General features: G+C 72.8%; 23 protein-coding genes. 9 read left to right on the top strand and 14 right to left on the bottom strand.

The annotated features are described in order from the left end of the window. Position 1 precedes the first annotated feature (1 nt). Positions 2-463: a hypothetical protein gene (locus tag ACZ51D_RS00715; protein WP_465614864.1), complete on the top strand. Its 462-nt coding sequence runs from the start codon at positions 2-4 to the stop codon at positions 461-463. 92 nt (positions 464-555) lie between these two features. Here ACZ51D_RS00715 and ACZ51D_RS00720 read toward each other — a convergent pair whose 3' ends face one another. The 6 genes from ACZ51D_RS00720 to ACZ51D_RS00745 all read right to left on the bottom strand — a co-directional run bounded on the left by ACZ51D_RS00720 (position 556) and on the right by ACZ51D_RS00745 (position 5,498). Beyond that, entirely contained in the window at positions 556-1,389 is an 834-nt protein-coding gene (locus ACZ51D_RS00720) for an alpha/beta hydrolase (protein WP_465614863.1), read from the bottom strand. 233 nt (positions 1,390-1,622) lie between these two features. Next, positions 1,623-2,231 carry a response regulator transcription factor gene (locus ACZ51D_RS00725; protein ID WP_465614862.1) on the bottom strand — a complete coding sequence of 203 codons (609 nt, stop codon included), beginning with the start codon at positions 2,229-2,231 and terminating at the stop codon, positions 1,623-1,625. After that, positions 2,228-3,463 (bottom strand): sensor histidine kinase, encoded by a 1,236-nt coding sequence (locus ACZ51D_RS00730; protein ID WP_465614861.1) that lies wholly within the window; start codon positions 3,461-3,463, stop codon positions 2,228-2,230. Before ACZ51D_RS00730 ends, ACZ51D_RS00725 begins: the two co-directional genes overlap by 4 nt. 15 nt (positions 3,464-3,478) lie before the next feature. Beyond that, positions 3,479-3,934 (bottom strand): hypothetical protein, encoded by a 456-nt coding sequence (locus tag ACZ51D_RS00735; RefSeq protein ID WP_465614860.1) that lies wholly within the window; start codon positions 3,932-3,934, stop codon positions 3,479-3,481. A gap of 69 nt (positions 3,935-4,003) precedes the next feature. Beyond that, the gene (locus ACZ51D_RS00740) at positions 4,004-4,579 is read right to left on the bottom strand and encodes a GNAT family N-acetyltransferase (protein ID WP_465614859.1); all 576 of its coding nucleotides are present in this window, start codon (positions 4,577-4,579) and stop codon (positions 4,004-4,006) included. Then, positions 4,563-5,498, bottom strand: coding sequence for a class I SAM-dependent methyltransferase (locus tag ACZ51D_RS00745; RefSeq protein ID WP_465614858.1), 936 nt, complete (start codon positions 5,496-5,498; stop codon positions 4,563-4,565). Before ACZ51D_RS00745 ends, ACZ51D_RS00740 begins: the two co-directional genes overlap by 17 nt. 428 nt (positions 5,499-5,926) lie before the next feature. On the opposite strand from ACZ51D_RS00745, the gene ACZ51D_RS00750 reads away from it, so the two are divergent. From ACZ51D_RS00750 to ACZ51D_RS00770, 5 genes are all read left to right on the top strand, one after another. After that, positions 5,927-7,603 (top strand): ATP-binding protein, encoded by a 1,677-nt coding sequence (locus ACZ51D_RS00750; protein ID WP_360501815.1) that lies wholly within the window; start codon positions 5,927-5,929, stop codon positions 7,601-7,603. Between the two features lie 17 nt (positions 7,604-7,620). Further along, on the top strand, positions 7,621-8,007 hold the full coding sequence (locus ACZ51D_RS00755; protein ID WP_199807809.1) for a roadblock/LC7 domain-containing protein: 387 nt from the start codon (positions 7,621-7,623) through the stop codon (positions 8,005-8,007). A 95-nt stretch (positions 8,008-8,102) separates the two neighbouring features. Further along, positions 8,103-8,462, top strand: coding sequence for a DUF742 domain-containing protein (locus tag ACZ51D_RS00760; protein WP_360501812.1), 360 nt, complete (start codon positions 8,103-8,105; stop codon positions 8,460-8,462). Further along, on the top strand, positions 8,443-9,066 hold the full coding sequence (locus ACZ51D_RS00765) for a GTP-binding protein (RefSeq protein WP_465660635.1): 624 nt from the start codon (positions 8,443-8,445) through the stop codon (positions 9,064-9,066). The genes ACZ51D_RS00760 and ACZ51D_RS00765 overlap by 20 nt, the downstream gene beginning before the upstream one ends. A gap of 11 nt (positions 9,067-9,077) precedes the next feature. Then, positions 9,078-10,604, top strand: a complete 1,527-nt coding sequence (locus tag ACZ51D_RS00770) for a cytochrome P450 (protein ID WP_465660637.1) — start codon at positions 9,078-9,080, stop codon at positions 10,602-10,604. An 82-nt stretch (positions 10,605-10,686) separates the two neighbouring features. Here ACZ51D_RS00770 and ACZ51D_RS00775 read toward each other — a convergent pair whose 3' ends face one another. From ACZ51D_RS00775 to ACZ51D_RS00785, 3 genes are all read right to left on the bottom strand, one after another. Beyond that, the gene (locus tag ACZ51D_RS00775; protein ID WP_465614851.1) at positions 10,687-12,321 is read right to left on the bottom strand and encodes a purple acid phosphatase family protein; all 1,635 of its coding nucleotides are present in this window, start codon (positions 12,319-12,321) and stop codon (positions 10,687-10,689) included. Positions 12,322-12,500: 179 nt separating this feature from the next. Continuing rightward, positions 12,501-13,328 carry an SAM-dependent methyltransferase gene (locus ACZ51D_RS00780; RefSeq protein ID WP_465615271.1) on the bottom strand — a complete coding sequence of 276 codons (828 nt, stop codon included), beginning with the start codon at positions 13,326-13,328 and terminating at the stop codon, positions 12,501-12,503. A 191-nt stretch (positions 13,329-13,519) separates the two neighbouring features. Next, positions 13,520-14,782 (bottom strand): MFS transporter, encoded by a 1,263-nt coding sequence (locus ACZ51D_RS00785; RefSeq protein ID WP_465660639.1) that lies wholly within the window; start codon positions 14,780-14,782, stop codon positions 13,520-13,522. Between the two features lie 235 nt (positions 14,783-15,017). Between ACZ51D_RS00785 and ACZ51D_RS00790 the strand changes: the two genes are divergently transcribed. Then, on the top strand, positions 15,018-16,622 hold the full coding sequence (locus ACZ51D_RS00790) for an alpha/beta hydrolase (protein ID WP_465660641.1): 1,605 nt from the start codon (positions 15,018-15,020) through the stop codon (positions 16,620-16,622). Between the two features lie 78 nt (positions 16,623-16,700). Here ACZ51D_RS00790 and ACZ51D_RS00795 read toward each other — a convergent pair whose 3' ends face one another. After that, positions 16,701-17,051 carry a 5-carboxymethyl-2-hydroxymuconate Delta-isomerase gene (locus ACZ51D_RS00795; protein WP_465614848.1) on the bottom strand — a complete coding sequence of 117 codons (351 nt, stop codon included), beginning with the start codon at positions 17,049-17,051 and terminating at the stop codon, positions 16,701-16,703. Positions 17,052-17,468: 417 nt separating this feature from the next. After that, positions 17,469-18,539 (bottom strand): phosphatidylinositol-specific phospholipase C domain-containing protein, encoded by a 1,071-nt coding sequence (locus ACZ51D_RS00800; protein ID WP_465660643.1) that lies wholly within the window; start codon positions 18,537-18,539, stop codon positions 17,469-17,471. Positions 18,540-18,867: 328 nt separating this feature from the next. Here ACZ51D_RS00800 and ACZ51D_RS00805 point away from each other — a divergent pair, with 328 nt between their 5' ends. Continuing rightward, positions 18,868-19,512, top strand: coding sequence for a dihydrofolate reductase family protein (locus ACZ51D_RS00805; RefSeq protein ID WP_360501787.1), 645 nt, complete (start codon positions 18,868-18,870; stop codon positions 19,510-19,512). A 79-nt stretch (positions 19,513-19,591) separates the two neighbouring features. Here ACZ51D_RS00805 and ACZ51D_RS00810 read toward each other — a convergent pair whose 3' ends face one another. Continuing rightward, positions 19,592-20,470: a geranyl diphosphate 2-C-methyltransferase gene (locus ACZ51D_RS00810; RefSeq protein WP_465614846.1), complete on the bottom strand. Its 879-nt coding sequence runs from the start codon at positions 20,468-20,470 to the stop codon at positions 19,592-19,594. 82 nt (positions 20,471-20,552) lie between these two features. Next, on the bottom strand, positions 20,553-21,971 hold the full coding sequence (locus tag ACZ51D_RS00815; RefSeq protein ID WP_465660645.1) for a family 2 encapsulin nanocompartment cargo protein terpene cyclase: 1,419 nt from the start codon (positions 21,969-21,971) through the stop codon (positions 20,553-20,555). 652 nt (positions 21,972-22,623) lie between these two features. Between ACZ51D_RS00815 and ACZ51D_RS00820 the strand changes: the two genes are divergently transcribed. Beyond that, positions 22,624-23,949: a radical SAM protein gene (locus ACZ51D_RS00820; RefSeq protein WP_465660647.1), complete on the top strand. Its 1,326-nt coding sequence runs from the start codon at positions 22,624-22,626 to the stop codon at positions 23,947-23,949. A 116-nt stretch (positions 23,950-24,065) separates the two neighbouring features. On the opposite strand, the gene ACZ51D_RS00825 is transcribed toward ACZ51D_RS00820, so the two are convergent. Next, a complete protein-coding gene (locus tag ACZ51D_RS00825) occupies positions 24,066-24,869 on the bottom strand; it encodes a thioesterase family protein (RefSeq protein ID WP_465614843.1) in 804 nt (267 codons plus the stop codon). Between the last annotated feature and the right edge of the window lie 160 nt (positions 24,870-25,029).

Raw genomic sequence — 25,029 nt, forward strand, 5'->3', positions numbered from 1 at the left:
TGTGACCAGCCAATCGGCCGCCACCCGCCGATCGCGGTACGTCCTGCAGGCCGCGTCGGACCTGGAGGACAACCGGCGCCGGCAACGGGAGTTGGCCGAGGAGATCAAGCGGCTGGAGCAGGAGGAGGCCCTCCTGGAGGAGCTCCTGACCCTTGCCGAGCGGTACGAGGGACTGTCGGAGCCGTCGCCCCTCCCCGAGCAGGCGCAGAGCGAACCCGTACTCGCCGGGGCGCGGCCGCGCGGCAAGGCGCGGCAGCCACTCCTCACCGAACTCCTGCTGGACCTCCTGCGCGGTCACACCGAGCCCTGCGCGGCGAAGGAGCTGCGGGCGGAGCTGATGCGCGCGCACCCGGACCGGGAGCCCACCCCGCAGGTGGTGCGCAACACGCTTGAGACGCTCGTCGCCAAGGGGCGGATCGGGCGGCAGAAGCTGGAACGCTCGGTGGTGTACACCCTCCTCTGAGGGGCACACGTGCGGGAGGTACGTGTGTGTGAAGCGCATCTGCGTGGCTCACGTGTGCGTGGCATCCGTGTGCGTGGCATCCGGAGGGGGTCTCAACTCCCCGGCCGGTCCGCCCGGATGTCCTGCCGGGCCAGCCAGTCGAGGACGTGGTCCGCGACCGGGCGCCAGCCGCTGTCCACGAACAGGGTGTGGCTGCGGTCCGCGAACTGCTTCAGCTCCGTCACCGCCGCGGAGTCGCCGTACTGCTTGTAGACGGCGCGGGTCAGCGCGTCGGGTACGAGCAGGTCCTCCTGGCCCGAGATCAGGAGCAGCGGCCCGCGGGCCCTGCGGCCGACGTCCACGGCAGTCAGCTCGGACCGGCCGCCGGCGCCCACCTCGGTGATCAGTCGGCGCGGGGCCGGGACGGCGTACCGCTCGTAGAGTTCTGCGGCTTCCCGTTCGTCGGAGGTGTTCGCGAAGAGCTGCCGGAACTGCCCTCCCGAGAGAGCCAGTTGTGCCTCCGGGCGGCCGGCCGGCGACTCGGTCGAGGGCTCGGCCGACCCGGCGCAGGGCGGCATTCCGAGCGCGGCGAGGGGGCCGGGCAGCGGCACGCCGTTGATGGGCGCCGAGGCGATGGCCACGGCCGCACGCCCGAGACCCGCGGCAAGGAGCCGCTGCACGATCAGCCCGCCCACCGAGTGCCCGATGAGCACGGGCGGGCTGTCGAACGACCCGACGACACCCGTGAAGTGCTCGGTCAGTGCCGCCAGCCCGAGGTCCGGGAGCCGGTCCGGACGGCGCCGCGCCTCGTCGGCCGTGGGAAGCTCGCCCGGCCAGCCCGGGGCCACGACGGTGAAGCCCCGGGCCGTGAAGCGCTGGGCCCACGCCTCCCAGCACAGCGCATGGAACCACGCTCCATGGACGAAGACGACGGGCGTACCGGGCACTGCGGGGCCTCCTGGCGTGATGACCGCCCAGCACCGACGTGTGGGCACCCGGCCAGGATCGAACGGGAACGGCAGCACCGAAACAGTCGAATGACTTAATTGCTGTCGGAGCTGCGGTGTTGCGGAGCTGCGGTGTTGCGGTGTTGCGGTGTTGCGGTGTTGCGGTGTTGCGGTGTTGCGGGCCAGGAGGGCTTCACGTCGGCGGGGCGGGTGCGGTCGAGGGTGGCGCGGGCTCAGAGCCAGCCGCGCTCGTCCGCGACCCGCAGGGCCTCCGTACGGTTGCGGGTGCCGGTCTTGGCGATGGCCGAGGAGAAGTAGTTGCGGACCGTCCCCTCGGAGAGGTAGAGCTTCGCGGCGATCTCCGCGACCCCGGCGCCCGGGCGGGAGGAGTTCAGCACGTCGCGCTCGCGGGCGGTGAGCGGGGAGGTGCCCGCCGCGAGGGTGGCGGCGGCCAGGTCCGGGTCCACCACCCGCTCCCCCGCCGCGACCCGGCGGATGGCGTCGGCCAGCACCTCTGCGGGCGCGTCCTTGACCACGAAGCCGACCGCGCCCGCCTCCATGGCCCGGCGCAGGTAGCCGGCGCGGCCGAACGTGGTGAGGATGACGACCCGGCACTCCGGCGCCCGCTGGGCCAGGACGGCGGCCGCCGCCAGGCCGTCCAGTCCGGGCATCTCGATGTCGAGCAGGGCGACGTCCGGCCCGTGCTCGCGGGCCGCCTCCGCGACCTGGTCGCCGCGGCCGACGGCGGCGACCACCTCGAAGTCGTCCTCCAGGTCGAGCAGGGCGCGCAGCGCGGTGCGCACCAGCTCCTGGTCCTCGGCGAGCAGCAGGCGGATCGTCATGTCGTCCCTTCGGGAGGGGAGTCGGAGCCGCCCGGCGGGACGGTGACCAGCAGCCGCCAGCCGCGCGGGGCGAGCGGGCCTGCCTCGACCGTACCGCCCGCCGCCGCGACCCGTTCCCGCAGGCCGGTGAGGCCTTTGCCGTCGCCTTGGCCTCCGGGGCCGCCGGGGCCGCCCTGATCGCCCTGATCGCCCCGACCGTCGTCGCGGATCTCCACCGAGGTCGCGGTGAGCACCACCGAGCAGCGGGCGGCACGGGCGTGCCGGACCGTGTTCGTGATGCCCTCGCGCAGTACCCAGCCGAACAGTTCGCGGTGCTCCGGCCCGACCGCGTCCGCCGCCGTCGGCAGGTCGGCCACCACCCCGGCGGCGCGCAGCAGTTCGCGGGCGCGGGCCAGCTCGCCCGCGAGGGTCACCTCGCGGTAGCCGGTGACGGCGGCGCGGACGTCGGACAGCGCCTGCCGGGAGAGCGTCTCCACGGCCGCCATCTCGGCGACCGCGTGGTCCGGGTCCTTGTCGGCCAGCCGTTGCGCCAGGCGGGACTTGACGGTGATCGCGGTCAGCGAGTGGCCGAGCAGGTCGTGCAGGTCGCGGGCGATCCGGTTGCGTTCGGCCTCGGAGGCCAGCCGGGCCACCTCGGCCCGGGCGGCGACCAGCTCCCCGTTGGTGGCGGCCAGTTCGGCGAAGGCGCCGCAGGTGAGCGCGGTGAACAGCAGGGCCAGCGCCTGGAATCCGCCGGGCCCGGTGTGCCAGGGGCGCACCGCCCACGGCACCAGGAACGCGGCCAGCGTGGCGACGGTCACCACCCGGGCGGCCTGCCGACGCCACAGGGCCGCGACCGCCGAGACGACCACGGTGGCGAGGTAGAAGGCGTCCGCGTGGGCGAACGGGAGCGCGGCGAGGAACAGGGCGGTCATCACCGCCAGCAGCAGTGTGACCCGGTGCCGTCGGCCGCGTTCGAGGGCGAGGGCGGTCAGCACGTAGCAGAGGCAGAACGCGGCGACCACGGCGTATCCGGCGAACGCGGCCGACCCGGCGACGTCCTGACTCACGGCCACGGCGGTGAGCGCCGGGAAGACCAGCATCCCGGCGCCCAGCAGGAGGCGTCGCCGACCCGGCCCCCAGCGGTGGGCGGAGCCCGGCGCGCTCGGCGTCGTCGGCACAGTCGTTGCCGCAGTCGTCGGCGTAGCCGTCGGCGGCGCGCTCGGTGCGGTCTCGCGGTCGAGGTCGGTCACCCTCGCGCCCCCTCCTCAGAGCCTGGCGAACAGGGTACGCAGGTGCCGCCCGTTGACCAGGACGGCCACGCCCAGCAGGGCGAGCCCGCACAGGCCCTGCTCGACCTTCATCCAGACCGGGAAGAGCCCCGGCAGGACGATGATCGTAGCGATCGCGGCGAGCATGGCGGCCGAGATGATCCGCAGCCGCCGGAAGGCCCCCCGGGAGCCGCGGGCCGCGCGGGCGGTGAGCAGCAGGGTCACGGCGGCGCCGGCCACGACGATGGTGCCGCGGACCCAGACCGCCGAGGTGACGAGGGAAGGGTGGTCGCGGAGGGCGAAGGCGACCGCCAGCGTCAGCACGCTGAGGCCGAGGTAGGCGAGGACGAACCGCCGCACGGTGCGGAAGGCCCGCCGGGTGTCGGGGTGGTGCAGATCGGGGTCGGTGCCGGTGCCGGTTTCGCTGTCAGTGGAGGTCTCGGTGGAGGTCATGGACCCATCGTGGGCGCAGGCCCGGTGCGCGGGGCAGTGTGCTCGCGCACCGGTGCGCCATGACAATTGTCAGCGCCCGGCCGCTGTCGGCTCGGCGTCCAGCAGCCGCACCATGTGCAGCTTCGCGACGGCCAGCCCGTCCACCAGCACGGCCCTCGGTTCTCGGCCCCACACCTCGAAGCCGCAGGCGGTGTAGAGCCGCAGGGCGGCCTCGTTGCCCTCGGAGACGGTCAGCAGCACCTGCCGCAGCCGCCCGTCCTCGGCGGCCGTGCGCAGCACCTCCCGCACCAGAGCCCGGCCGATCCCCCGCCCGGCGGCGCTGCGGGCCACCGCCATGCCGTACAGCGTGCCCTTGTGCCGCTCCTGGCTCCGCGACGCCACCTTGAGCCCGGCGGTGCCGACCAGCGTGCCCGTGTCGTCGAAGGCCCCGAGCAGGGCGCCCGGCCCGTCCTCGGCCTCGGTCAGGCGGCGCAGCGTCGCGGCCATCGGCTTGGCGCGCTCCTCGGCGTGGCGGGAGGTGAAGGCGCTGGGCGTCTCGCGCAGGGCTTCCAGGCGGAACGCCCGGTACGGCTCGGCATCCGCGCGGCCCAGGCGGCGCACAGTGACGGGCCGGCGCACCGTGCCCGGCTCAGCCGAGGCGGACACGGGTGCACCGGGTGAGGTACGGCAGGGCGATCGTGTCCTGCCCCGCCAGGTCCGGGTGGGTGGCGAGCAGGTGCCCGACGTCGGCCAGCAGCCGGATGCGTTCGCTCTCCGGCAGCGCGATGACGTAGCTGCGCGAGGCGACCATGTCCACGATCCCGGCCCGCGTGGTCTCGTGCTCCCAGCGGATCTCCAGCCGCTCGGGCGGGCCGAAGGGCGCCGGCAGGACGGGCCTGGTGTCGATCCGCTGCCGCGTCGACCGGTGCATCAGCGCGCCGAGTTCGGCGGCCCAGGGCTCCGATTCGTCCCGGACGTTCCACACCAGGGCGAGCGTCCCGCCGGGGGCGAGCACCCGGGCGATCTCGGGCACCGCGACGGCCGGGTCGAACCAGTGCCAGGCCTGCGCGACCACGACGGCGTCCATGCTCCCGTCCGGCAGCGGGACGCGCTCCGCCGAGCCCGCCCGGACGGCCGCCTTCGGCACCGCCGCGGCCAAGTGCGCCCGCATTCCCTCGTCGGGCTCGACCGCGACCACGTCCAGGCCCGCCTCGACCAGCAGCCGGGTCAACTTGCCCGTCCCGGCGCCCAGATCGAGCACCCGCCGGGCCTCCCGGGGCACCGCGGACCCGATCAGCGCCTGCGGGTATCCCGGCCGCCCGGCCTGGTACGACGCCGCCGCGACCCCGAACGACCGTGCCCGCAGCCGCCCGGCCCACCGCCGCGTCGCGCCCTGCCGGGTCATCCCGCAGGCCCGTCCGATCTCCTCCCAGGTGGCCTCGCGCCCGCGCCGCAACTCCTCCACCAGCTCCGTCCGCCGCTCCTCCAACGCCTCGATCACGCCCGACAGCCGCCGCAGCCCCTCCACTCCGCCCCCACCGGCCACATCCTCCGCCACCCGCCGACCAAGATCGTCCGTCTCCATGGGCCCGCACTGTAGGGACCGCTGCGGCAACGTGTCAATGGTCGTTGCTTCACTGCGCAACAGATGTTGCCCACGACCGCGCCGTCCCCGCACGGGTGATCACCGCTCGACGCCGACCGCCACTTAGCACGAACTCTGCTTTTCGCGCGGGGACTTGGCGTGGAAACCCTTCTGATGGGCGAATCCGGGGCGGGTTGGCGGTGCGGGGGCGGCGGGGCGAGAAGCCTGGTGCGGGGCGGCGTTCCGCCGGGCGCGGGACTGGTGTGCGAGATGTCGGGCATGTCCGGCAAGTTGCCACAAGTCGGTTGAGGGACAGTATTTTTGAGTTTCGGTCAGGATTGTCCTGAACTTGGCTATGCTGCAGCACCACGCCTCCGGAGCCGGTCGCCGTCCGTCCCCGTACTGTTCCGATCGTTTGAGGATGCTGAATGCTTCGAGCTGGATCGTCACCCGCCAGACGGCGCCGCGCGCCCCTGCTCGGCTGGCTGCTGCCGACGGCTGTGATGGCCGCGGCCGTGGCGGTTGCCGCGGCGCTGGTGGGCGCCGGGGCCCGGGCCGGGGTGCTGTGGTGCGGGGCGACGGGCACCGTGCTGGTGGCCGTGGTGGCCGCCGAGTCGGCCCGCCGGGGGCGGGCGTTGAGCGAACTGCGGGACCGTAGCGTCCGGCAGGCGGAGGACTTCCAGCGCCGACTGGCCGGGCAGGAGGACGAACTCGCGCGGCTGGCCGAGGTCGAGCTGCGCCGGGTGGTCGCCGGGGCCCGGTACGGGTACTCGATGGACGTCCTGCTGAACCCGATCGGGCAGGACCTGGTGGCCGTGTCGCCGAGGTTCCGCAAGTCCCTGGTGTCCGTCGCGCACGGCATCGCCGTCGCCGTCGACGACGAGGTCAGCCGGCGCGACTCCGCCGAGCGCGCCTTCGTCAACATCGCCCGCCGGGTCCAGGCGATCATCCACCGGCAGGCCAAGGACCTGCGGGAGATGGAGGACCGGCACGGCAACGACCCGGCGGTCTTCGACGACCTGCTGCGCCTGGACCACGGCAACGCGCTGACCGGCCGCCTCGCCGACAGTATCGCCGTCCTCTCCGGCGCTCGCCCCGGCCGCCAGTGGACCCGGCCGATCGCCCTCTACAGCGTGCTGCGCGGCGGCATGTCCCGGATCCTGGAGTACCAGCGGGTGGACCTGCACCCGGTGGCCCAGATCTCGGTCACCGGCCCGGCCGTCGAACCGCTGATCCACGCCGTCGCCGAGCTGCTCGACAACGCGACCCGCTACTCCCCGCCGCACACCCACGTGCACCTGAGCGCCTCCGAGGTGCAGAGCGGGATGGCGATCGAGATCGAGGACGGCGGTCTCGGCCTCACCGACGAGGCCACGGCCCGCGCCGAACGCGCGATGCGCGAGGCCATGGTCTCCAAGGACTTCGACGACCTCACCGAGTCCCCGCGGCTGGGCTTCGCCATCGTCGGCCGGCTCTGCCAGGCGTACGGCTTCCAGGTGTCGCTGCGCCGCTCCGCGTACGGCGGTGTGCGCGCGGTGCTGGTCGTACCGCAGGAACTGCTCACCACCGCTCCCCCGACCGGGCGGGCGCACGGCATCGGCGCCTTCTCCGGCCCCCGTCCGCTCCCGCCGAACCCGCCCCGGCACGCGGCCCCGGCGCGGCCCTGGGGCGCCCGGACCACCTCGGCCGGCGTCGGCCCGTCCTACGGCTCGACCAGCCCGTGGGGCTCGCCCTCCGTCTCGGCGGCGGCCGGGGACGACGAGGTGATCGTGACCGAGCGGACGGCCACCGGCCTGCCGCAGCGCCGGCGCCACCGGCCGACCGGCCGCGCCGCCTTCGCCACCCCCGCGCGCGGCACCGCCCAGCCGTCCGCGCCGCTCGCCGGTCCGACGGCCGGGCCTGCGGCGGGCCCGGCGGCGCAGGCTCCCCGCCCCGCCACGGAGCCGAAGCAGCCCGGCCTGTGGCTGGAGGCGTTCATGGACGGCATCAAGGGCACCGGGCCCGGACCGTCCGCCGGTCCGGTCGGCCGGGTCGGCCGGCCCGGTGCCGCGCAGACCGGCCCCGGACACACCACTGAAGAGACGGCAGGGAAAGGCGAGCAGTGATTCCGCACCGCAGCAACATGGACTGGATCCTCAACGACCTCGCACACAGCGTCCCGTGCGTGCGCCACGTCATCGTGCTGTCCGCGGACGGTCTGCGGATCGCCCAGTACGGCACCGATCCGGACACCGCCGACCGCCTCGCCGCCGCCTGCGCCGGGCTGCAGAGCCTGGCCGGCGCGGTCGGGCACGAGTTCCCGCACGGCGACGGCTCGATGCGGCTGGTGGTGATCGAGGTGGACGGCGGCTACTTCTACCTGATGGCGGCCGGTGACCGCGCCTACCTCGCGGTGCTCGCCGACGAGGGCGTGGACGCCGGGCTGGTGAGCCACCAGATGCGTGACCTGGTGGCCCGGATCGGCGAGCACCTGTCCACGCCGCCGCGCAACCCCGAGGTGGTCGCGTGAACCGGCCCCCGGACCCGCGCGGCGGCGGGACGGCCACATGAACGGGCACGCGCATGAACGGCCACGCGCATGAACGAGCACAGTGAGGCGGTTGCATGACGGCAGACCAGGGCGGCTGGGACGGCCCCGAGCCCGACCGCCTGTACGTGATCACCCGCGGCCGCAGCGGTCCGTCCGGGCCGGGCGTCTTCGACCTGGTCACCCTGATCGTCTCCCGCGCGGAGCCGACCCCCGCCCTGCAGCCCGAGCACGCGGCCATCCTGCGGCTGTGCCGCTCCCCGCTCTCGGTTGCGGAGGTCTCCGCCTACCTGGGGCTACCCACGAGCGTGGTCACCGTCCTGCTGGCGGACCTGCTCGACGACGAACTGATCGAGGCCCGCGCCGCCGTGCCGGCGGCGGAACTTCCCGACCGGGCTCTGTTGGAGGCGGTGATCCATGGACTTCAGCGGCTCTGACACGGCGGTGGGGCCGGCCGGCGCGGACCTGCTGCCGGACACCGTCACCACGGCGGTCAAGGTGGTGATCGTGGGCGGCTTCGGCGTCGGCAAGACGACGCTGGTCGGCTCCGTCAGCGAGATCCGCCCGCTGACCACCGAGGAGACCATGACCCAGGCCGGGGTCGGCGTGGACGACCCGACCGGGGTCGAGCTCAAGACCTCCACCACCGTGGCCATGGACTTCGGCCGGATCAGCCTCAGCGACCGGCTCGTGCTGTACGTCTTCGGCACCCCCGGGCAGGAGCGGTTCTGGTTCCTCTGGAACGGCCTGTTCGAGGGCGCCCTCGGCGCGGTGGTGCTGGTCGACACCCGCCGGCTGGAGGTCAGCTTCGAGGTGATCGGGCGGCTGGAGGAGCGCGGTGTGCCCTTCGTGGTCGCCGTCAACGGCTTCGCCGAGGCGCCGAGCGTCCCGCTCGCGGACCTGCGCGGTGCGCTCGACCTGCCGTCCGACGTGCCGATCGTCAGCTGTGACGCGCGCAGCCGCGAATCCAGCCGGGACACCCTGATGACGCTGATGCACTACCTGTACGAGCTGGCCGCGCCGACCACCCGAACCCTGTGACCGGAGACCCTGTGAGCACCCCGTTCCCCGACGCCGCACCCACCCCGCCGCCCGGCTGCCCGGCGCACGGCAGCACCACCGGCACCACCGGCCCGATCGGCCCCGGCGGCCTGCGGCGCCTGTACGGGCCGGAGGCCGAGGCCGACCCGGCCGGCCTCTACGAGAAGCTGCGCGCCGAGTACGGCGAGGTGGCCCCGGTGCTGCTGCACGGCGACCACCGGGCCTGGCTGATCCTCGGCCACGGCGCCAACATCACCGCGATGCGCACCCCCTCGCTGTTCTCGCGCGACTCGCGCCTGTGGACGGCGTTCCGCACCGGCGAGCTCCCGATGGACTCCCCGCTGCTGCCGGTGGTCGCCTGGCAGCCGATCTGCGTGTTCGCGGACGGCGACGAGCACCGCCGGCTGCGCGGCGCCGTGCTGGACGGCCTGAACCGCTTCGACCGGCGCGGCATCCGCCGCCACGTGCGGCGGTTCACCACCGACCTGGTCCAGGTGGTCGGGCCGACCGGCCGGGCCGAGCTGATCACCCAGTTCGCCGAGCACCTGCCGATGCTGGTGATGACCAAGCTGCTCGGCATGCCCGACGAGTACGGTCCACAACTGGTCGACGCCGCACGGGACTTGATGAAGGGCACCGAGACGGCCATCGCCAGCAACGAGTACGTGGTGGCCGGACTGCGCCGGACCATCGCCCTCAAGCGTGAGGAGCCCGGCGACGACCTGACCAGCCGTCTGCTGGCACACCCGGCCGGTCTGACCGAGGACGAGGTGATGGAGCACCTGCGGGTGGTGCTGCTCGCCGCCAACGAGACCACCGTCAACCTGATCGCCGACTCGCTGAAGATGGTGCTCACCGACCCGCGCTTCCGCGCCCACCTGTCCGGCGGCCAGATGACCCTGGGCGAGGCGCTGGACCAGGTGCTGTGGGACTCCCCGCCGATGTCCCTGGTGGCCGGCCGCTGGGCGACCGCCGACACCGAACTCGGCGGGCAGCAGATCAAGGCCGGGGACCTGCTGCTGCTCGGACTCGCGGCCGGGAACGTCGACCCGGTGGTCCGCCCCGACCTGGCCGCCCCGCTGTACGGCAACCGCTCGCACCTGTCCTTCGGCGCGGGGCCGCACGAGTGCCCGGGCCAGGACATCGGGCGGCACGTCGCCGAGGCCGGCATCGACATCCTGCTCACCCTGCTGCCGGACGTCCGACTCGCCGTACCGGAGGAGGAGTTGACCTGGAGCTCGGCCTGGATCTCCCGGCACCTGACGGCGCTGCCCGTGGAGTTCACCCCGCGCGACATCGACCCGGACCCGGTGTCGGTCGCGGAGGCGGAGCGGGCGGCGGCGGTCGCGGCGCAGGCGACGCAGGCAGCGCAGGCGGCCGAAGCGGAGCAGGCGGCCCGGGCCGTCCCGGTGGCGGGAACCGCCGGGACGGGCGCGCAGGCCGGAACCGGCGGGACAGGCCGGGGCGTGGCCCCGACCGTCCCGGCGCAGCGGCGGCGCAGCTGGTGGCAGGTGCTGACCGGCGCCTTCCGCCGCTGAACCGGCACTGACACCTGGGCGGCCCGGCGCCGGAACCACGACGGTTCGGCGCCGGGCCGCCCAGGTGTCAGCCACGCGGGTGTCAGCCCTCGCGCCCGTCGGTCCGGCGGCGGTAGAGGGTGAAGGTGTCCACCGGGGTGAGGTCGCCGTGCGGTCCGTCGAAGGTGTAGTAGGTGACCTTCATGGTGGTGGTACCGCCGCGCCGGTCGCCGGGGTCGACCTCGAAGGCCGCGAAGCCGTGGGCGTGTTCGCGGTCCTGGACGGCGGCCCACGGCGCGTCCTCGGTGAGCCAGACCGACTCCCGGTACGGCGCACCGGGCTTCGGGTCCTCCAGCCCGATGACCACCCGGCCCTTGGGCGTCGGGAAGAGGTCGTCCTGTGTGGTGGCGGCGTTGCCGCCGGCGCCGATGATCATGTGGACGGTTCCGCGCCCGGTGTCGATCATGTCGGTGCGGGTCTCGGTCGGCACCGGAGTGCGGGTGTCGTTGGGCAGGGTGCCGCGGACGGGGTGGGAGCGCTCGTAGTAGTGCTCGTGGCCGCACAGCACCAGATCGACCCCGTAGGCGTCGAACAGCTTGCCCCAGGTCTCGCGGATGCCGAGGTCGCTGCCGGCGCCGTGCATGGAGCTGGAGATCATCGGGTGGTGCATGCACACCACGATCCAGTCGATCGCCCGGCTGCTCCGGGCGGTGCGCAACTCGCGTTCCAGCCAGCGCTGTTGGGCGCCGCCGGAGTAGCCGCGCAGGTAGATGTCGCCGGAGTTCTGGATGGCCACGTCGTCGTTGGCGAGGCTGATGAAGCGCACCGAGCCGACGGTGAAGGCGTACCACATGCCCCGGGTCTCCTCGTCGGAGGAGGCCGTGGAGTCGGGGAGGGAGAAGTAGGCCTGGTAGCCGAGGGCGCCGATCGGGCCGTTGCCGCCCTCGTTCTCGTGGTTGCCGACGCAGGGCATCCAGGGGCGCAGCCGGGTGGAGCGGCTGTTGCTGATGAACCAGTCGGCCCAGGTCGCGGTGCGGCTCTGGCCGTGGCGCCCGGCGTAGGAGGAGTAGCAGAGGTCTCCGTTGACGAGGTTGAAGAGCGGGCCGACGCGTTCGACGGCCGAGACGATGTCGGCGGAGGCCGAGGTGCCGACCTGGCTGCTCATGAAGACCGGGTACTTGCCGAGCGGCGAGGGCATACCGGCGGGGAACGTGACCAGGCGGCGAAGGTTGGGCGCGGCCTGGTCGCCGAAGCTGGTGAAGGTGAAGGGGGCGCGGCCGCGCGGGGCGGTGGTGAAGGTGCCCGTCTCGGGGTTGGCGCCGTCGTGGCCGGCGCTGTAGAGGTAGGTGGTGCCCGGGCGCAGGCCGGTGAGGCGTGCGTGGTGGACGTACACCTCGATCTTGTCGATCGAGTCCCGGTAGGTGCGGGTCTCGGCCTGGACGACCCGGCCGAGGCCGCCGTCCGTCGTGCCGTACCGCACTTGCGGGCGACGGACGGACTGCGGGGTGAGCCAGGAGACGGTCATCTCCGTGCCGGCATCGGTGCCGAACTGTAGGTGCAAACCGGTCACGCCGGCCGTTCCGGCACGGTGCGGGGTGGTCTGCAGGAGTGGGCTGGTGGGGGCGTCGTCGGCCGGTTGGGCGGCCGCGGGTTGCGCGGCCGCCGTCGAGCCTGCTGCCACCAGGGCGGCTCCGGCCGCCGAGGTGCTTTTGAGGATGGACCTGCGTGCAATGGTCATGGGTTCTCCGCCTGTCGAGTGGGGGTTCGACGGGCAGTCACTTTAATGACACGTACACGTAAAGACGATGGTTTTGGCGCACTCCGGGTTCGACGGACGTCGAATTGACGAAATATCGGCGGTGGCGGACCCTACGGAGGCGACTACGCCTCGCGGGTCGGTTACGCCTCGCGGGCCGGTTACGCCTTGCGGCCCACTCCGCCGTACACCGGGACCTCCTCGTCGGCCAGTGCCGGAGACGGCGCTTCGCCCAGCTCCGGGTGCCAACGGTTGATCAGCACCACGCCCGGGTCGTCCAGTTCGAGGCCGGCGAAGAAGCGCTCGACGCCCTCGCGCGAGCGCATGTGGACCTCGATCCCGGCCTCCGCGTAGCGGCGGGCGCCGATCTCCGCCCGATCGGGCGAGGTGTCGCCGGTGCCGGCGGTCAGCGCGAGGAAGCTACCCGCCGGCAGGGCGTCCAGCAGCTTGCGGACGGGCGGGTGCGCGGCCTCGTCGGAGAGGAAGTGCACGATGTTGATCAGCGTCAGCGCGACCGGCTCGTTCAGGTCCAGGGTGGCAGCCACCGCCGGGTCGGCGAGGAACTGCTCCGGCTCGCGCAGGTCGCCCTGGACGTAGGCGGTACGGCCCTCGGGGGTGCTGGTGAGCAGCGCGCGCGAATGAGCCAGCACGATCGGGTCGTTGTCCACGTAGACCACGCGCGACGACGGGTCGACCGACTGGACGATCTCGTGCAGGTTGGGCGCGGTGGGGATGCCGGTGCCGACGTCGAGGAACTGGCGGACGCCGTGCAGTTCGGCGAGCCGGCGGACCATCCGGTGCATGACCGCGCGGGCGGCGGTCGCCCCCTCGCGCGCGCCGGGCAGGTCGGCCATGACGCGGTCGCCGACCTCGCGGTCCGCCGGGAAGTTCGTCTTGCCGCCGAGCAGGTAGTCGTAGACCCGGGCGGAGTGCGCCCGGTCGGTGCGCAGGTCGGCCTGCGGCGGCTCCTCGAACCCGGCCTCGGTCAGCCAGCTTTCGGATGCGTCGGCGCCGAACGCGTCGGTGTCGAACGCGTCGGTGCCGAATGTGCTGCTCTCCGCGGCACTGCTGTCCGATGCGCTGCTGTCCGATGCGCTGTTGTCCGGTGTGTTGACGTCCACGCTCGCTCTCCCCGTTCGGCGTAAGTCCGGACCACTCAACCACAGTCGATGATCGTCCGTCAGGCGGTTCCCGGTGAACGCCCGGCCACGGTCTCGGCATCCCGGACGGCGGCCGCGAAGCTTGGCACCTTCATCGCCGTCAGCAGCGCGAGGGCCGGGCCCATCGTGCAGAGGGTGACGTACCCGGGGATCACGCCGAGCCAGTGCCGGTCGCTGAGCCACTCGGCGAGCAGCGGGAAGGTGCCGCCGAACGCGGCGATGGTGGCCGCGTTGACCACGCCGAGGCCGACCGCCCGCACCTCGGTCGGGAACAGCAGCCCGGTGAAGACGTTGAGCGTGCCGAGCACCGTCGCCACCAGCATCCCCAGCAGCACGGCGACGACCTGGAACGGCAGCCAGCCCTGGCGCAGCCCGGCCAGCAGCACCCCGACCAGTGGCACGGGCAGGGCGAACCCGATCCGGGCGACCGGCAGCAGGCCGAAGCGGTCGGCGGCGGCGCCGGTGAGCAGCATGGTGACCAGCACGACGCCGAGCACCACGGTCATGAACGAGGCGGCCGACTCCTTGTCGATCACGTGGTAGGCGGCGGCGTACTGCGGCAGGTAGACCAGGGCGAAGTAGTAACCGACCGTCCCGCCGAGGGTGTTGAGGAAGACGGTGAACGCCGCCCACCGGTGCTCGCGGAGCATCCGCAGGAACGGCGGGCGGGCACCGTCCGCCACGCTCTCCCGGGCCCGGTGGAACTCCGCGCTCTCCGGTGCCGAGCGTCGTACCCAGACGGCGGCCAGCCCGAGCAGTGCGGCGACCACGAAGCCCCAGCGCCAACCGCCGTTCTCCAGGCCGGACTTGCCGATGGTGTGGATCAGCAGCGTGAGCACCCCGAAGGAGAGCAGCGAGCCGAGGATGATCCCGCCGTACGACACCGAGCTGAACGCGAACCGGTGCCGCGGCGGGGCCGTCTCGGTCACGTACGCGGCCACACTCGGCGCCTCCCCACCGAAGGCGAGTCCCTGCACCAGCCGCGCGAGGACCGCCAGCACCGCCGCCCAGACCCCGATCGAGCGCTGGCCCGGCACGGCCGCGATGCCCAGACTGGCGACGGCGATCACCGCCATGCCGAGGCTCAGCGCGAAGCGCCGCCCCCGGGTGTCGCTGAGCCGGCCGATCAGGTACGACCCGACCGGGCGGGCCACGAAGCCCACCGCGAAGGTCACGTACGCCCCCAGTACCCCGCCGACCCCGTGTTTGCCGTGCCCGAAGAGGTCTGCCGCGAAGTAGGGCGCGAGGACGGCGTAGATGTTCCAGTCGAAGGACTCGACCACCGAGCCAACCGTAGCCGCGGCCAACTCCCGCCGCCGTCCGCCGACTTCCGACCTCTTACGGAGTGGGGTGAGCGCACCGCTGTCTGTCATGGCCCCAGCATGGCACCGTTCGGGACCCTGTGGAATCGGGCACCCCCGGGTCCGGCGCGAGGCCGCCGGGCCACGTCCGGTACGCCTACGGAATATCGAGGTGACTGATGTGATGACCGGGTGATATTTGTGTGCGGTGCATTCCATGATCCCCCGAACCTCGCGGCGCATCCTGCCCGCCACCGTCGCGGCCGTCGCCACCGCCGCCCTGCTGGCCGGCTGCACCAGTGGCAGCAGCGGCAAGACCGCGCCCACCACGGCCGCCGCCGACGCCGCAACGCCGAGCGTCACCCCGACCCCCACGCCGACGGCCAAGCCGACCGGCGCCGCAGACCCGGCGCTCCAGGCGTTCTACGGTCAGCAACTCGCCTGGGCGCCCTGCCCGAAGGACCCGCAGAGCGAAGGGGACAGCTCCGCCCTCCAGTGCGCCTCCCTCAAGGTCCCGCTCGACTACAGCACCCCGGCCACCGGTACCCTGGACGTCGCGGTGGTCCGCAACCCCGCCACCAAGCCCGACCAGCGGATCGGCTCGCTGCTGCTCAACCCGGGCGGCCCGGGCGGCTCCGGCGTCCAGATGGTCACGTACAACTCCAAGGGCTTCGACGGCCCGCTGCACGAGCGCTACGACATCGTCGGTTTCGACCCGCGCGGCGTGGCCGGCACCAGCCCGCTCAAGTGCCTCGACGACCAGGCCCGGGACGGCTGGCTCAACACCGACGAGCCCGGCGCCGACCACGGCAAGCAGCTCGCCGACGCCTGCCAGGCCAAGTACGCCCAGCTGCTCCCCTTCGTCGGCACCCGCAACACCGCCCGGGACATGGACGTGCTGCGCGGCGCCCTCGGCGACCAGAAGCTCAGCTACCTCGGGATGTCCTACGGCACCTACCTCGGCTCGCTCTACGCCGAGGAGTTCCCGGACCGGGTCGGCCGGCTCGTCCTGGACGGCGCCACCTCGCCCTCCTTCTCCCTGGTCCAGCACAACATCGAGCAGGAGGCCGGCTTCGAGCGCGCCCTGAAGGCCTTCGCCGCCGACTGCGTCACCAAGGACCCGTGCCCGCTCGGCACCGACGCCGGCCGGGCCTCGCAGAAGCTCGCCGACTTCCTCGACGGGCTCAAGGACAAGCCGCTGAAGACCGCGAAGGGCCGCACCCTGACCTCCAGCGCGGCGTGGACCGGCGTGATCAGCCGCCTCTACGGCGGCGAGAAGGCCTGGAGCGGGCTGCGCAACACCCTCGGCTGGGCGATGGTACGCGGCAAGGGCGACGACCTGCTCGCCCTGGCCGACGGCTACAACGGCCGTGACAAGGACGGCCGTTACACCCCCTCCGTGGACGCCTACACTGCCATCCACTGCGCCGACGGCGCCACCGACGCCCCGGCCGGCGACCAGCTGCAGGCCTCGCTCACCGACCTCGCCGCCAAGGCCCCGCTGGTCAGCAAGCACGACCCACTCGCGGCGCTCTTCGACCCGGACTGCCGGATCTGGCCGTTCCGCGCCACCGAGAAGCCGCACGTCATCACATCGACGGCCACCACGCCCATCGTGGTCGTCGGCACCACCGGCGACCCGGCCACCCCGTACGCGTGGTCCGAGAAGCTCACCGCCGAGCTCGGCAACGCCGTCCTGCTCACCCGCGACGGCGAGGGCCACACCGCGTACGGCGCGAGCAAGTGCATCCGCGCCTCGGTCGACGCCTTCCTGGTGGACGGCACCGTGCCGACGGCGGGCACCCACTGCCCCACGGACTGACCCCCGCCCGAACGACAGCGGTCCCGTGTGCCCGGCCGACCGGCCGCGCGCCCGGGACCGTTGTGCGTCCGCCGCCGGTCAGTGCCCGGGGTGGTGGACGAACCGGTAGGTGTCGCGGTCGAGTTCGGTGACCTGGACGCCGAGGGCGGCGGGCTCGGCTATCCGGGAGCGGAGGGCGCCGAGGACCCGGTTGGTCAGCTCGGCGCGCTGTTCGGCGGTGCGGCCGGCCAGGATCTTGACCTCGACCAGGACCACGGCCTCGCCGGTCGTGCCGTCGCCGACCCGATGGTGCGCGGCGGGACGGAAGACGGTCTTGCACTGCGACACGGTCGTATCGATGACCTCGGTGATCGCCTGGTGGACCTCGTCGGCCAAGGCCGCGCGGTCGAAGTCGAGTTCGGCCGAGTGATCGACCAGGATCTGCGGCACGGGAACCTCCCGGAGTCGGACAGTACGGCGCCGACGCTACCGCGCGGCGGTGGGTGGTCGGCGGGCGGGGCCCCGGACGGCGAGACGGGCGGTACAGCGGGCGGCGCAGGCGAGACGAACGGCGCAGTGGACGGCGCAGTGGACGGTGAAGCGGGCGGTGAAGCAGACGGGCCCCGGCGCGGGGTGCGGCGCCGGGGCCCTGCGGTGGAGCGGTGGCCGGGTCAGCAGCCGAAGTCGACCTTGCGGAAGGTCGCGTAGTGGTCGGCGGTGTAGTAGTCCTCTTGGTACTGCTTGCCGGTGATGATCCAACTCTTCACCTCGGGTCAACTCGACGTACCCGAAGGTGACGTGACCTGGCCGGTTACCGCAGCGGCCGGACGCCTGCGGGCCCATCCGGGGCCCGCAGGCGTCACGCCGTCAGCCGCGCGGCAGGACCAGGGACTGCGCCGCCGGCAGCTTGCGCCAGTCGCTCGACACGATGCTCGCGTGCGCCTTGGCCAACTGCTCGACGCGGGCCCGCGCCTGGTCGGCCGTCGGGTCGGTGCCGCTGATCTCCGGCGCGACCTTGTGGGCGTCGGTCATCACCAGCAGGTAGTGCGCGTTGTCGTACCACGCGGTGTCGATGCCGTTGACGTAGGTGGCCGCATCGCCGTCGAAGACCACGAACCACGGCCGGATCGAGGCGTCCGCGCCGGTGTACTGACCACGCGGGTCGCCGGCCGCGGCGCCCAGCACGGCCGGGAACACCTGGGCCTGGCCGAGCCGGCCCGCCGCCGCCAGGTCGCGCAGGTGCCGCCCGTACTCGACGTCGGTGTGCAGGGTGTCGAAGGGGTTGCCCAGCTCGACCGTGCCCGGGATCGCGTACAGCAGCACCTTCCCGGCCAGCGCCGAGCGGCTCGGCCAGTTGCCCGCCCGCACCGCCTCGTCGAGGCTCGCGTACGAGCCGCCGCCCGGCTTGGCCAGCAGGTCGGCGGGGCGCAGCACGGCGGAGCCGAGGTGCTGGGCGATCAGGGCGTCCAGCTGGTCGGGGCCCATCCCGAGGTTGGCGGAGAAGCCCGGCTTGAGTTCCAGCTTGATGACCAGCGGCCCGGCCGCCGGGTGCGCGGCGAGCCAGACCCGGACGTCGTCCAGGCAGTTCTCCAGGTTCTTGTTGGTGCCGCCGCTGTAGAGCTGGGCGGGGGTGGTCGCGGCGGTGCAGTTGTTGCCGTTGCCCAGCGGGTTGGAGTGGCTGACCTTCCACTCCTTGGTGACGATGTTCGGCCAGAGGTCCAGCTCGATCATCCCGGTGCCGGTGTCCAGGCCCTGAGCCAGGTACGGGAAGGCGGCCGGGTCGTAGGTGTTGTGCAGGCCGACGGTGGTGGCCGAGCCGAACGGCAGGTCGCCCGTCCCGCTCGGGGCGGCGCCCGCCGGGACGGTCGTGATCAGCGCGGCCGCGCCGGCGAGCAGGCCGGCCGCCAGGAATCCGGACAGAGTACGGCGTACGGTCATGGGAACCCCCCGAGGTTCGGAACGTGCCGGCTGCCCTCCTCCGGGCAGCCTGACGAAGCATCGCCCACCTGGGCGTGCTCCGCGTGAAGAAGGCCCGACAATAGCGTGACGGGCGCACTGCTTCTCCGCCGGTCCCCTCCCCCTCCTCCACATCCGCCACTCGCGGCCCATCGCCCACACCTCCGCCCCGCCCCCGCCACGCCACGCCACGCCACGCCACGCCAGAGACGGTGACGGAGCCTCAGGGTGTCGGACCCGCGGGTTAGCGTGGGCTCGCGAACAGGGTGCGGCCCGCCCGCACCGAGGCGCCGAGCGGCGGAGGAAGCCGATGTCCCTGGTCCGGGTCCACAATTTCTCGATCTCCCTCGACGGCTACGGCACGGGCGAGGGGCAGAGCCTCGACGCGCCGTTCGGCCACGCCGCCCACCGGCTGCACGGCTGGTTCTTCAACACCCGGACGTTCCGGCGGATGCACGGCGAGGAGGGCGGCGACACCGGCGTGGACGAGGCGATGGCCCGCGCCTGGGGCGACGACATCGGCGCGGAGATCATGGGCCGCAACAAGTTCGGCCCGCAGCGCGGCCCCTGGCAGGACGAGGAGTGGAAGGGCTGGTGGGGCTCCAACCCGCCGTTCCACACCCCCGTCTTCGTGCTCACCCACCACCCGCGCCCGACGCTCGAGATGGAGGGCGGGACGACCTTCCACTTCATCGACGCGACGCCCGAGGAGGCGCTGCGCCAGGCCCGCGAAGCGGCCGGCGGCAAGGACGTGCGAATCGGCGGCGGCCCGAGCACGGTCCGCGCCTTCCTGGAGGCCGACCTCATCGACCACCTGCACGTGGTCGTGGTGCCGATCGTCCTCGGCCGGGGCGAGTCGCTCTGGGCGGGGCTGGAGGGCCTGGAGCAGCGGTTCCGCACCGAGGCGGTGACGGGCCCGAGCGGCGTCACGCACCTCACCTTCACCCGGCCGTAGCGAGCCCGCACACGTGACGGCGGCCTCCCCGCGGGTGCGAGGGAGGCCGCCGTCGGTGTTTCGGTCGATCAGACCGCGATCAGACCCGGTCCGCCGCGATCAGCACGTACTGGAACGAGCCGTCCTTGTAGGACTCGATGAACGCCTCCTCGATGCCGGTGACCAGCGAGGTGGTGTTCCGCAGCTCCCAGTAGGGCAGGGTGTCCGGGGTCAGATCGATGACGGCCTGGGGCACCAGACGGTTGTCGGCCATCGCCCGCAGGTACTCGCGGCGGGAGTGGATGTTGCACTCGAAGTGGGCGTTGATCTGCGAGACCCACTTCGACGGCTGGCCGTACCGCGGGTTCCAGCAGCCGGTGATGGTCACGTACCGGCCGCCGACGCTGAGCACCCGGGAGTGCTCGGCGAACAGGTCGTGCAGGTCGACGTACATGCTGGACTCGTTGTTCCAGGAGCCCGCGGCCGAACCGGTCTCGATGGGCATGTCCAGCATGTTGGCGACCCGGGAGCGGACGAACGATCCGATGCCGAGCTCAGCGGCGCGCTTGTTGCCGAAGTCGGCCTGCTGGGTGGAGAGGGTCAGGCCCTCGACCCGGCAGCCGAAGCGCTGGTGGGCCATCACCATCGAGCCGCCGCGGCCGCAGCCGGCGTCGACCAGGGTGCCGTCGGCCGGGATGGCGCCGAGGTTGTCGAGCAGCACGTCGGCCTGGGCGGACTCCAGGCGGTGCAGCTCGGCGATCACCTTCTTCTCGCGCTCGCTGTCGGCCGGGTCGCCGATCGCGGCCTGGTCGATCTCGCCGATGCCGTAGTGGTGGTGGTAGAGGCCGTCGACGTCGCCCAGACGAAGGTTGACCGGGCGAGCCTCGTGGTCCCAGTAGCGTGCGATGTCGCCCTGGTACGGAGTCGCCGGGCCGGGGATGGCCTTGCCGGAGGTGGTGCGGTCGTCGGTCAGGGACATGGGTCAACTCCAAGGTTCTTAAGACTGGTTACCGAGCACGGGTGTCGTCGCCGAGCTCGGGTGTACCGCCGGGGGCGAGTGGTCACCAGAAGTCGGGCAGGGTGTAGCGGTGGGTGTTGGTCTGGTGCCAGTAGTGGTTGCCGTCGAGCCACGCGGCCACACCGCGCAGGAAGCGCACCAGAGTCGGCACCGGACAGGCGACGGCCAGGGCGGCCGACTCGGCCTCGAAGGCGCGCATCAGGTCGTTGTGGACCTCGACGGCCTTCAGGTAGCCCTCCTTGCGCGAGACGCCCTCGCGTTCCGAGATCACCACAGGCAGGTTCAGGTGCAGGCCGGGGCCGGCCAGCTCCTTGGTGTACGAGTACAGGTCGTTGACAATCGTGGTGGCGTTGCCCGCGAGCGCGATCACCCGCTGCATGGCGGGCAACGCGTGTAGCTCGACGGGCAGCTCGTAACCGCCGACGGTGTCGGTGATCGTCGGACAGGGGCGGAAGTTGTTGAACTGGCGCATGGCCAGGTACTCCCACACCTCCGGCACGTGGTCCGTCTCCGCCCAGGCCGCCTCGGCCAGGTACCCCAGGTGCAGCCGTGCCATGTCGTGCCGGAAGCGGTCCGACTGGGAGGGCGTGGAGGCACGGACGAAGTAGTCCATCGCCGAGCGGTACGAGCGCCGGGGGGCATCCTCGGACAGGGAGGCCTCCCAGGCCGGGTGGTACTCCGGCGTGGTGTGCAGCGGGTCGATCGCGGTGTGCGCGAGCAGCAGGCGGCTGCCCAGGCCGACCGGCGATCCGCCGAGATCCTCGCAGTAGTAGTCGTCCACCGCGTTCTCGGCCACCATCAGGCGGGCCGCGAGCATCAGGTGGTCGATGCTGGGTGCGTCGGGGTGACAGGCCACCATGTAGCGCCCGGTGGAGAACCCGTCGAAGTCCTTCTCCCACTCCGGCGGGTAGAGCTCGATCTCGTCGATCGCCCAGGCCTTGATCTTCAGGCTGAGCGCCTCCACCCGGACCGGGTCGGGCTCGGCGATCGGGTGGTGGTAGAGACCGGGGATGGGGTCGCCGGTCCTGGGCTTGCCACCGCTCGGAGCCTTGGCGGCCGGAGCCACCCCGAGTGCGGCCGATCCGAGCGCCGCCACGCCGGGCAGGGCGGGGACGGACAAGGCGGGGAGGGACAGGGCAGGAAGGGACAAGGCAGGGACGGGCGGCACCTGGACGTCGGGCACCACGACTTCGGACACCACGGCCTCGGACACCGGGGTCTCCGCAGCCGAGACCTCGGGGGCCGACACCTCGGGGATCGCGACCTGCGGGGCTGCGACCTCGGGGGCCGACACCTCGGGGATCGCGACCTGCGGGGCTGCGACCTCGGGGGCCGGGACCTCAGGCGTCACGGCCTCAGGCGTCGCGGCCTCAGGCGCCGGGACCTGCGGCCTCAACTGCAGCCCGGCGGTGCCCAGTCCGGTGGGCCCGCGCAGGATCCGCTCGATCGCCGGGGAGCTCATGAGCCCACCGCCGGGGCGGCGGCGGGCCCGGGTGGTGAGTCCGCTCGGACACACAGGGGCATGAAGCCTCCTCTGAGAAGGATCGCGCGATATGACGGGTCGTCATCTCGCCCGCCGCGAAGGGAACTCCTGGCGACGGACCCCGTCTTCGCTCGATTCCCAACCGTAGGCGCGAAGGCCCGTTCCGGAACGCAACGGACGATCTTCTACACCCGATAGGGTGAACGTTCATGCTGGCGGCGTTTGGTTGCGCCCCTGTCATGCATCTGCCCGCTCAGCACACAGGGCGCCCCGCCCCGCATCGACCCCCTCGACGCCCCCGCCCCCCGCATCAACCCGGCGCACCCCACCCGTGTCCCGTTCCGGCCGTCGGCGTTGTGCCCTTCGCGGCGGGGTTTGTTCGAATGCAGATGGCCGACCTCGCTCCGGAGAACCCGCTGGAACGCGGGCCGGCCGACCTCTGGGCCGGCGGGATCCTCTGGTCGGCCCAACTCCTCGAACACGCCCTGGGCCCGGAGCTTCCCCCGTGCCGCCGACATCGTCGACGACCTGTCGGTCTTCCTTCGCGTGGCCGGGCACGGCCGGGCGCGTAAGGGGGAGAAGAATGGCCACGGCTCCGTGGAGGATCGGAGCCAGGAAGGAAGACCAGCGCATGGAGAGCCAGGCCCGCAGCCGCACCGCACTCATCGAGGGGCTCATGGAGCGCTATCCCGACGTGCCCCGGGAGGCGGTGATCAAGGAGGACCTGCTGCGGGGCGGCATGGCCTTCGACGAGTCCGCGCTCAGCGGCAGTGCCGGCACCGACGGGGGCGGCGAGGTCAAGCCGAAGTCGTACTTCATCTTCTCCTTCGACCACCGCACCCTGCCCGAGCTGGGCGCCGCCGCGCTCAACCGGCCGCCGGAGGAGATCGTGCTGACCGGCGGGCCGTACGGGCTGCGCCGCACGGTGGTGTCGGTGCGGGTCAACCCGGACTCGCCGTACCGGGTCGGCGCCGGGGAGGACGGCACGCTCGGCCTCTACCTGGACGGTGCGCGGATCGCCGACGTCGGTCTGCCCCCGATGCCCGACTACTACCGGCACACGCTGGCCAACGGGAAGTCGGTGATGGAGGTCGCCCCGACCATCCAGTGGGGTTACCTGATCTACCTCACGGTGTTCCGGGTCTGCCAGTACTTCGGCGCCAAGGAGGAGTGCCAGTACTGCGACATCAACCACAACTGGCGCCAGCACAAGGCCGCCGGCCGCCCGTACACCGGGGTCAAGCCGGTCGAGGAGGTGCTGGAGGCGCTGGCACTGATCGACGAGCACGACACCGCCCGCGCCTCCCAGGCGTACACCCTCACCGGCGGCGCGATCACCTCGCACGTCGGCGGCCGGGACGAGGCCGACTTCTACGGGCAGTACGCCAAGGCCATCGAGGAACGCTTCCCCGGCCGCTGGATCGGCAAGGTGGTGGCCCAGGCGCTGCCGCGCGAGGACGTCCAGCGCTTCCACGACTACGGCGTGCGGATCTACCACCCCAACTTCGAGGTGTGGGACCGGCGGCTCTTCGAGCTGTACTGCCCGGGCAAGGAGCGCTACGTCGGGCGCGACGAGTGGCACCGCCGGATCCTCGACTCCACCGAGGTGTTCGGGCCGGAGAACGTGATCCCCAACTTCGTCGCGGGCGTGGAGATGGCCGAGCCCTTCGGCTTCACCACGGTGGACGAGGCGATCACCTCCACCGAGGAGGGCCTGCGCTTCTTCATGTCCCACGGCGTGGTCCCGCGCTTCACCACCTGGTGCCCCGAGCCCACCACCCCGCTCGGCAAGGCCAACCCGCAGGGCGCACCGCTGGAGTACCACATCCGGCTGCTGCAGACCTACCGCGCGACCCTGGAGGAGTTCGGGCTCTCCTCGCCGCCCGGCTACGGCCCGGCCGGCCCGGGCCGGGCGGTCTTCTCCGTCAGCTCCTTCATGGACTCGCTGCCCGCGTAAGCCCGCCCTCCTGAGCGCACACCGCTACGGCGCCGCCCCCTCGGAGGGCGGCGCCGTCGGAGGCGCTTCGGGGCATCACGGCCGCATCGGGTTGACCGGCGCGATCGTCGGGCCGGTCAACTCCCGTTCTGCGGGCGGACGGTGAGGATCTGCTCGGCGCGGCCCACCGGACCGTGCTCGTCGTGCAGGACAGTGCTGGTGACACCGTGACCGGCCGGGCCGAAGCTGACGCTGGTGTCCAGGCCGGTCCAGGGGCCCTCGGGGCGGCGGTGGAGGTGGATCGTCAGGTCGGTGTTGGGGAACATCCACTCGGTGGGGTCCTGCCGGGCGGCGATGCCGTTGGCGGTGTCCACCAGCGCGATGAAGGAGGCGTGCGGGCTGCTGGGCTCCCCGGCGACCAGTCCGGCCCGGCTGGAGATCCAGGCGGCGGCGCGGCCGGGGGCCGTCTCGCGGCGGCGGACGTCGATCGAGGAGATGTAGCCGCCGCCCCACAGCCCGCTCATCGTCCAGGGCTCGAACTCCTCGGGCGCGGGCAGCCGCTGGTCGTGGGTCCCGGCGATGGCGGCGGTGTCGAGTTCGGCGAGGAACCACGCGCGGGCCCGGACGACGGCGCGCTCCCCGATCACCACGGTGGCCTCGACCAGTTCGATGGTGCGCCCGGGCCGGACGGTCTCCACGGTGACCTCGAACTCCTCGAGGGCGATCAGGCCGAGTATGTCGAAGCTGATCCGGGTCAGCGCCAGGCCGTTGCCGGGGCGGCCGGCACGGTACTGGTCGATCGCGTGGACGATCAGGCCGCCGAGCGGGCTGAAGTGCTGCTCGTCGGGGTGCCAGGCGCCCTGGGCCTGGAGGGTGGGCTTGTAGCGGTTCTCGCCGGTGCGCTGGTAGTAGCTGTCGGGCGCGGTGGTGGGGGTGGTCACGTGCGCTTCTCCTCGGGCCGATCACTGGTCACCGGGCGGGCGCCGCCGGGGTACGACGGCGCCCGACCTCGGCGTTCAGGATCGTAAGGGGCCGAACCGCCTCCGGGGCGTGACGGTGACGCATCCCACACCCCGCTGCCCCTTCGGCAGCCCGAGCGTC

Source organism: Kitasatospora sp. NPDC033851 (assembly GCF_055576085.1).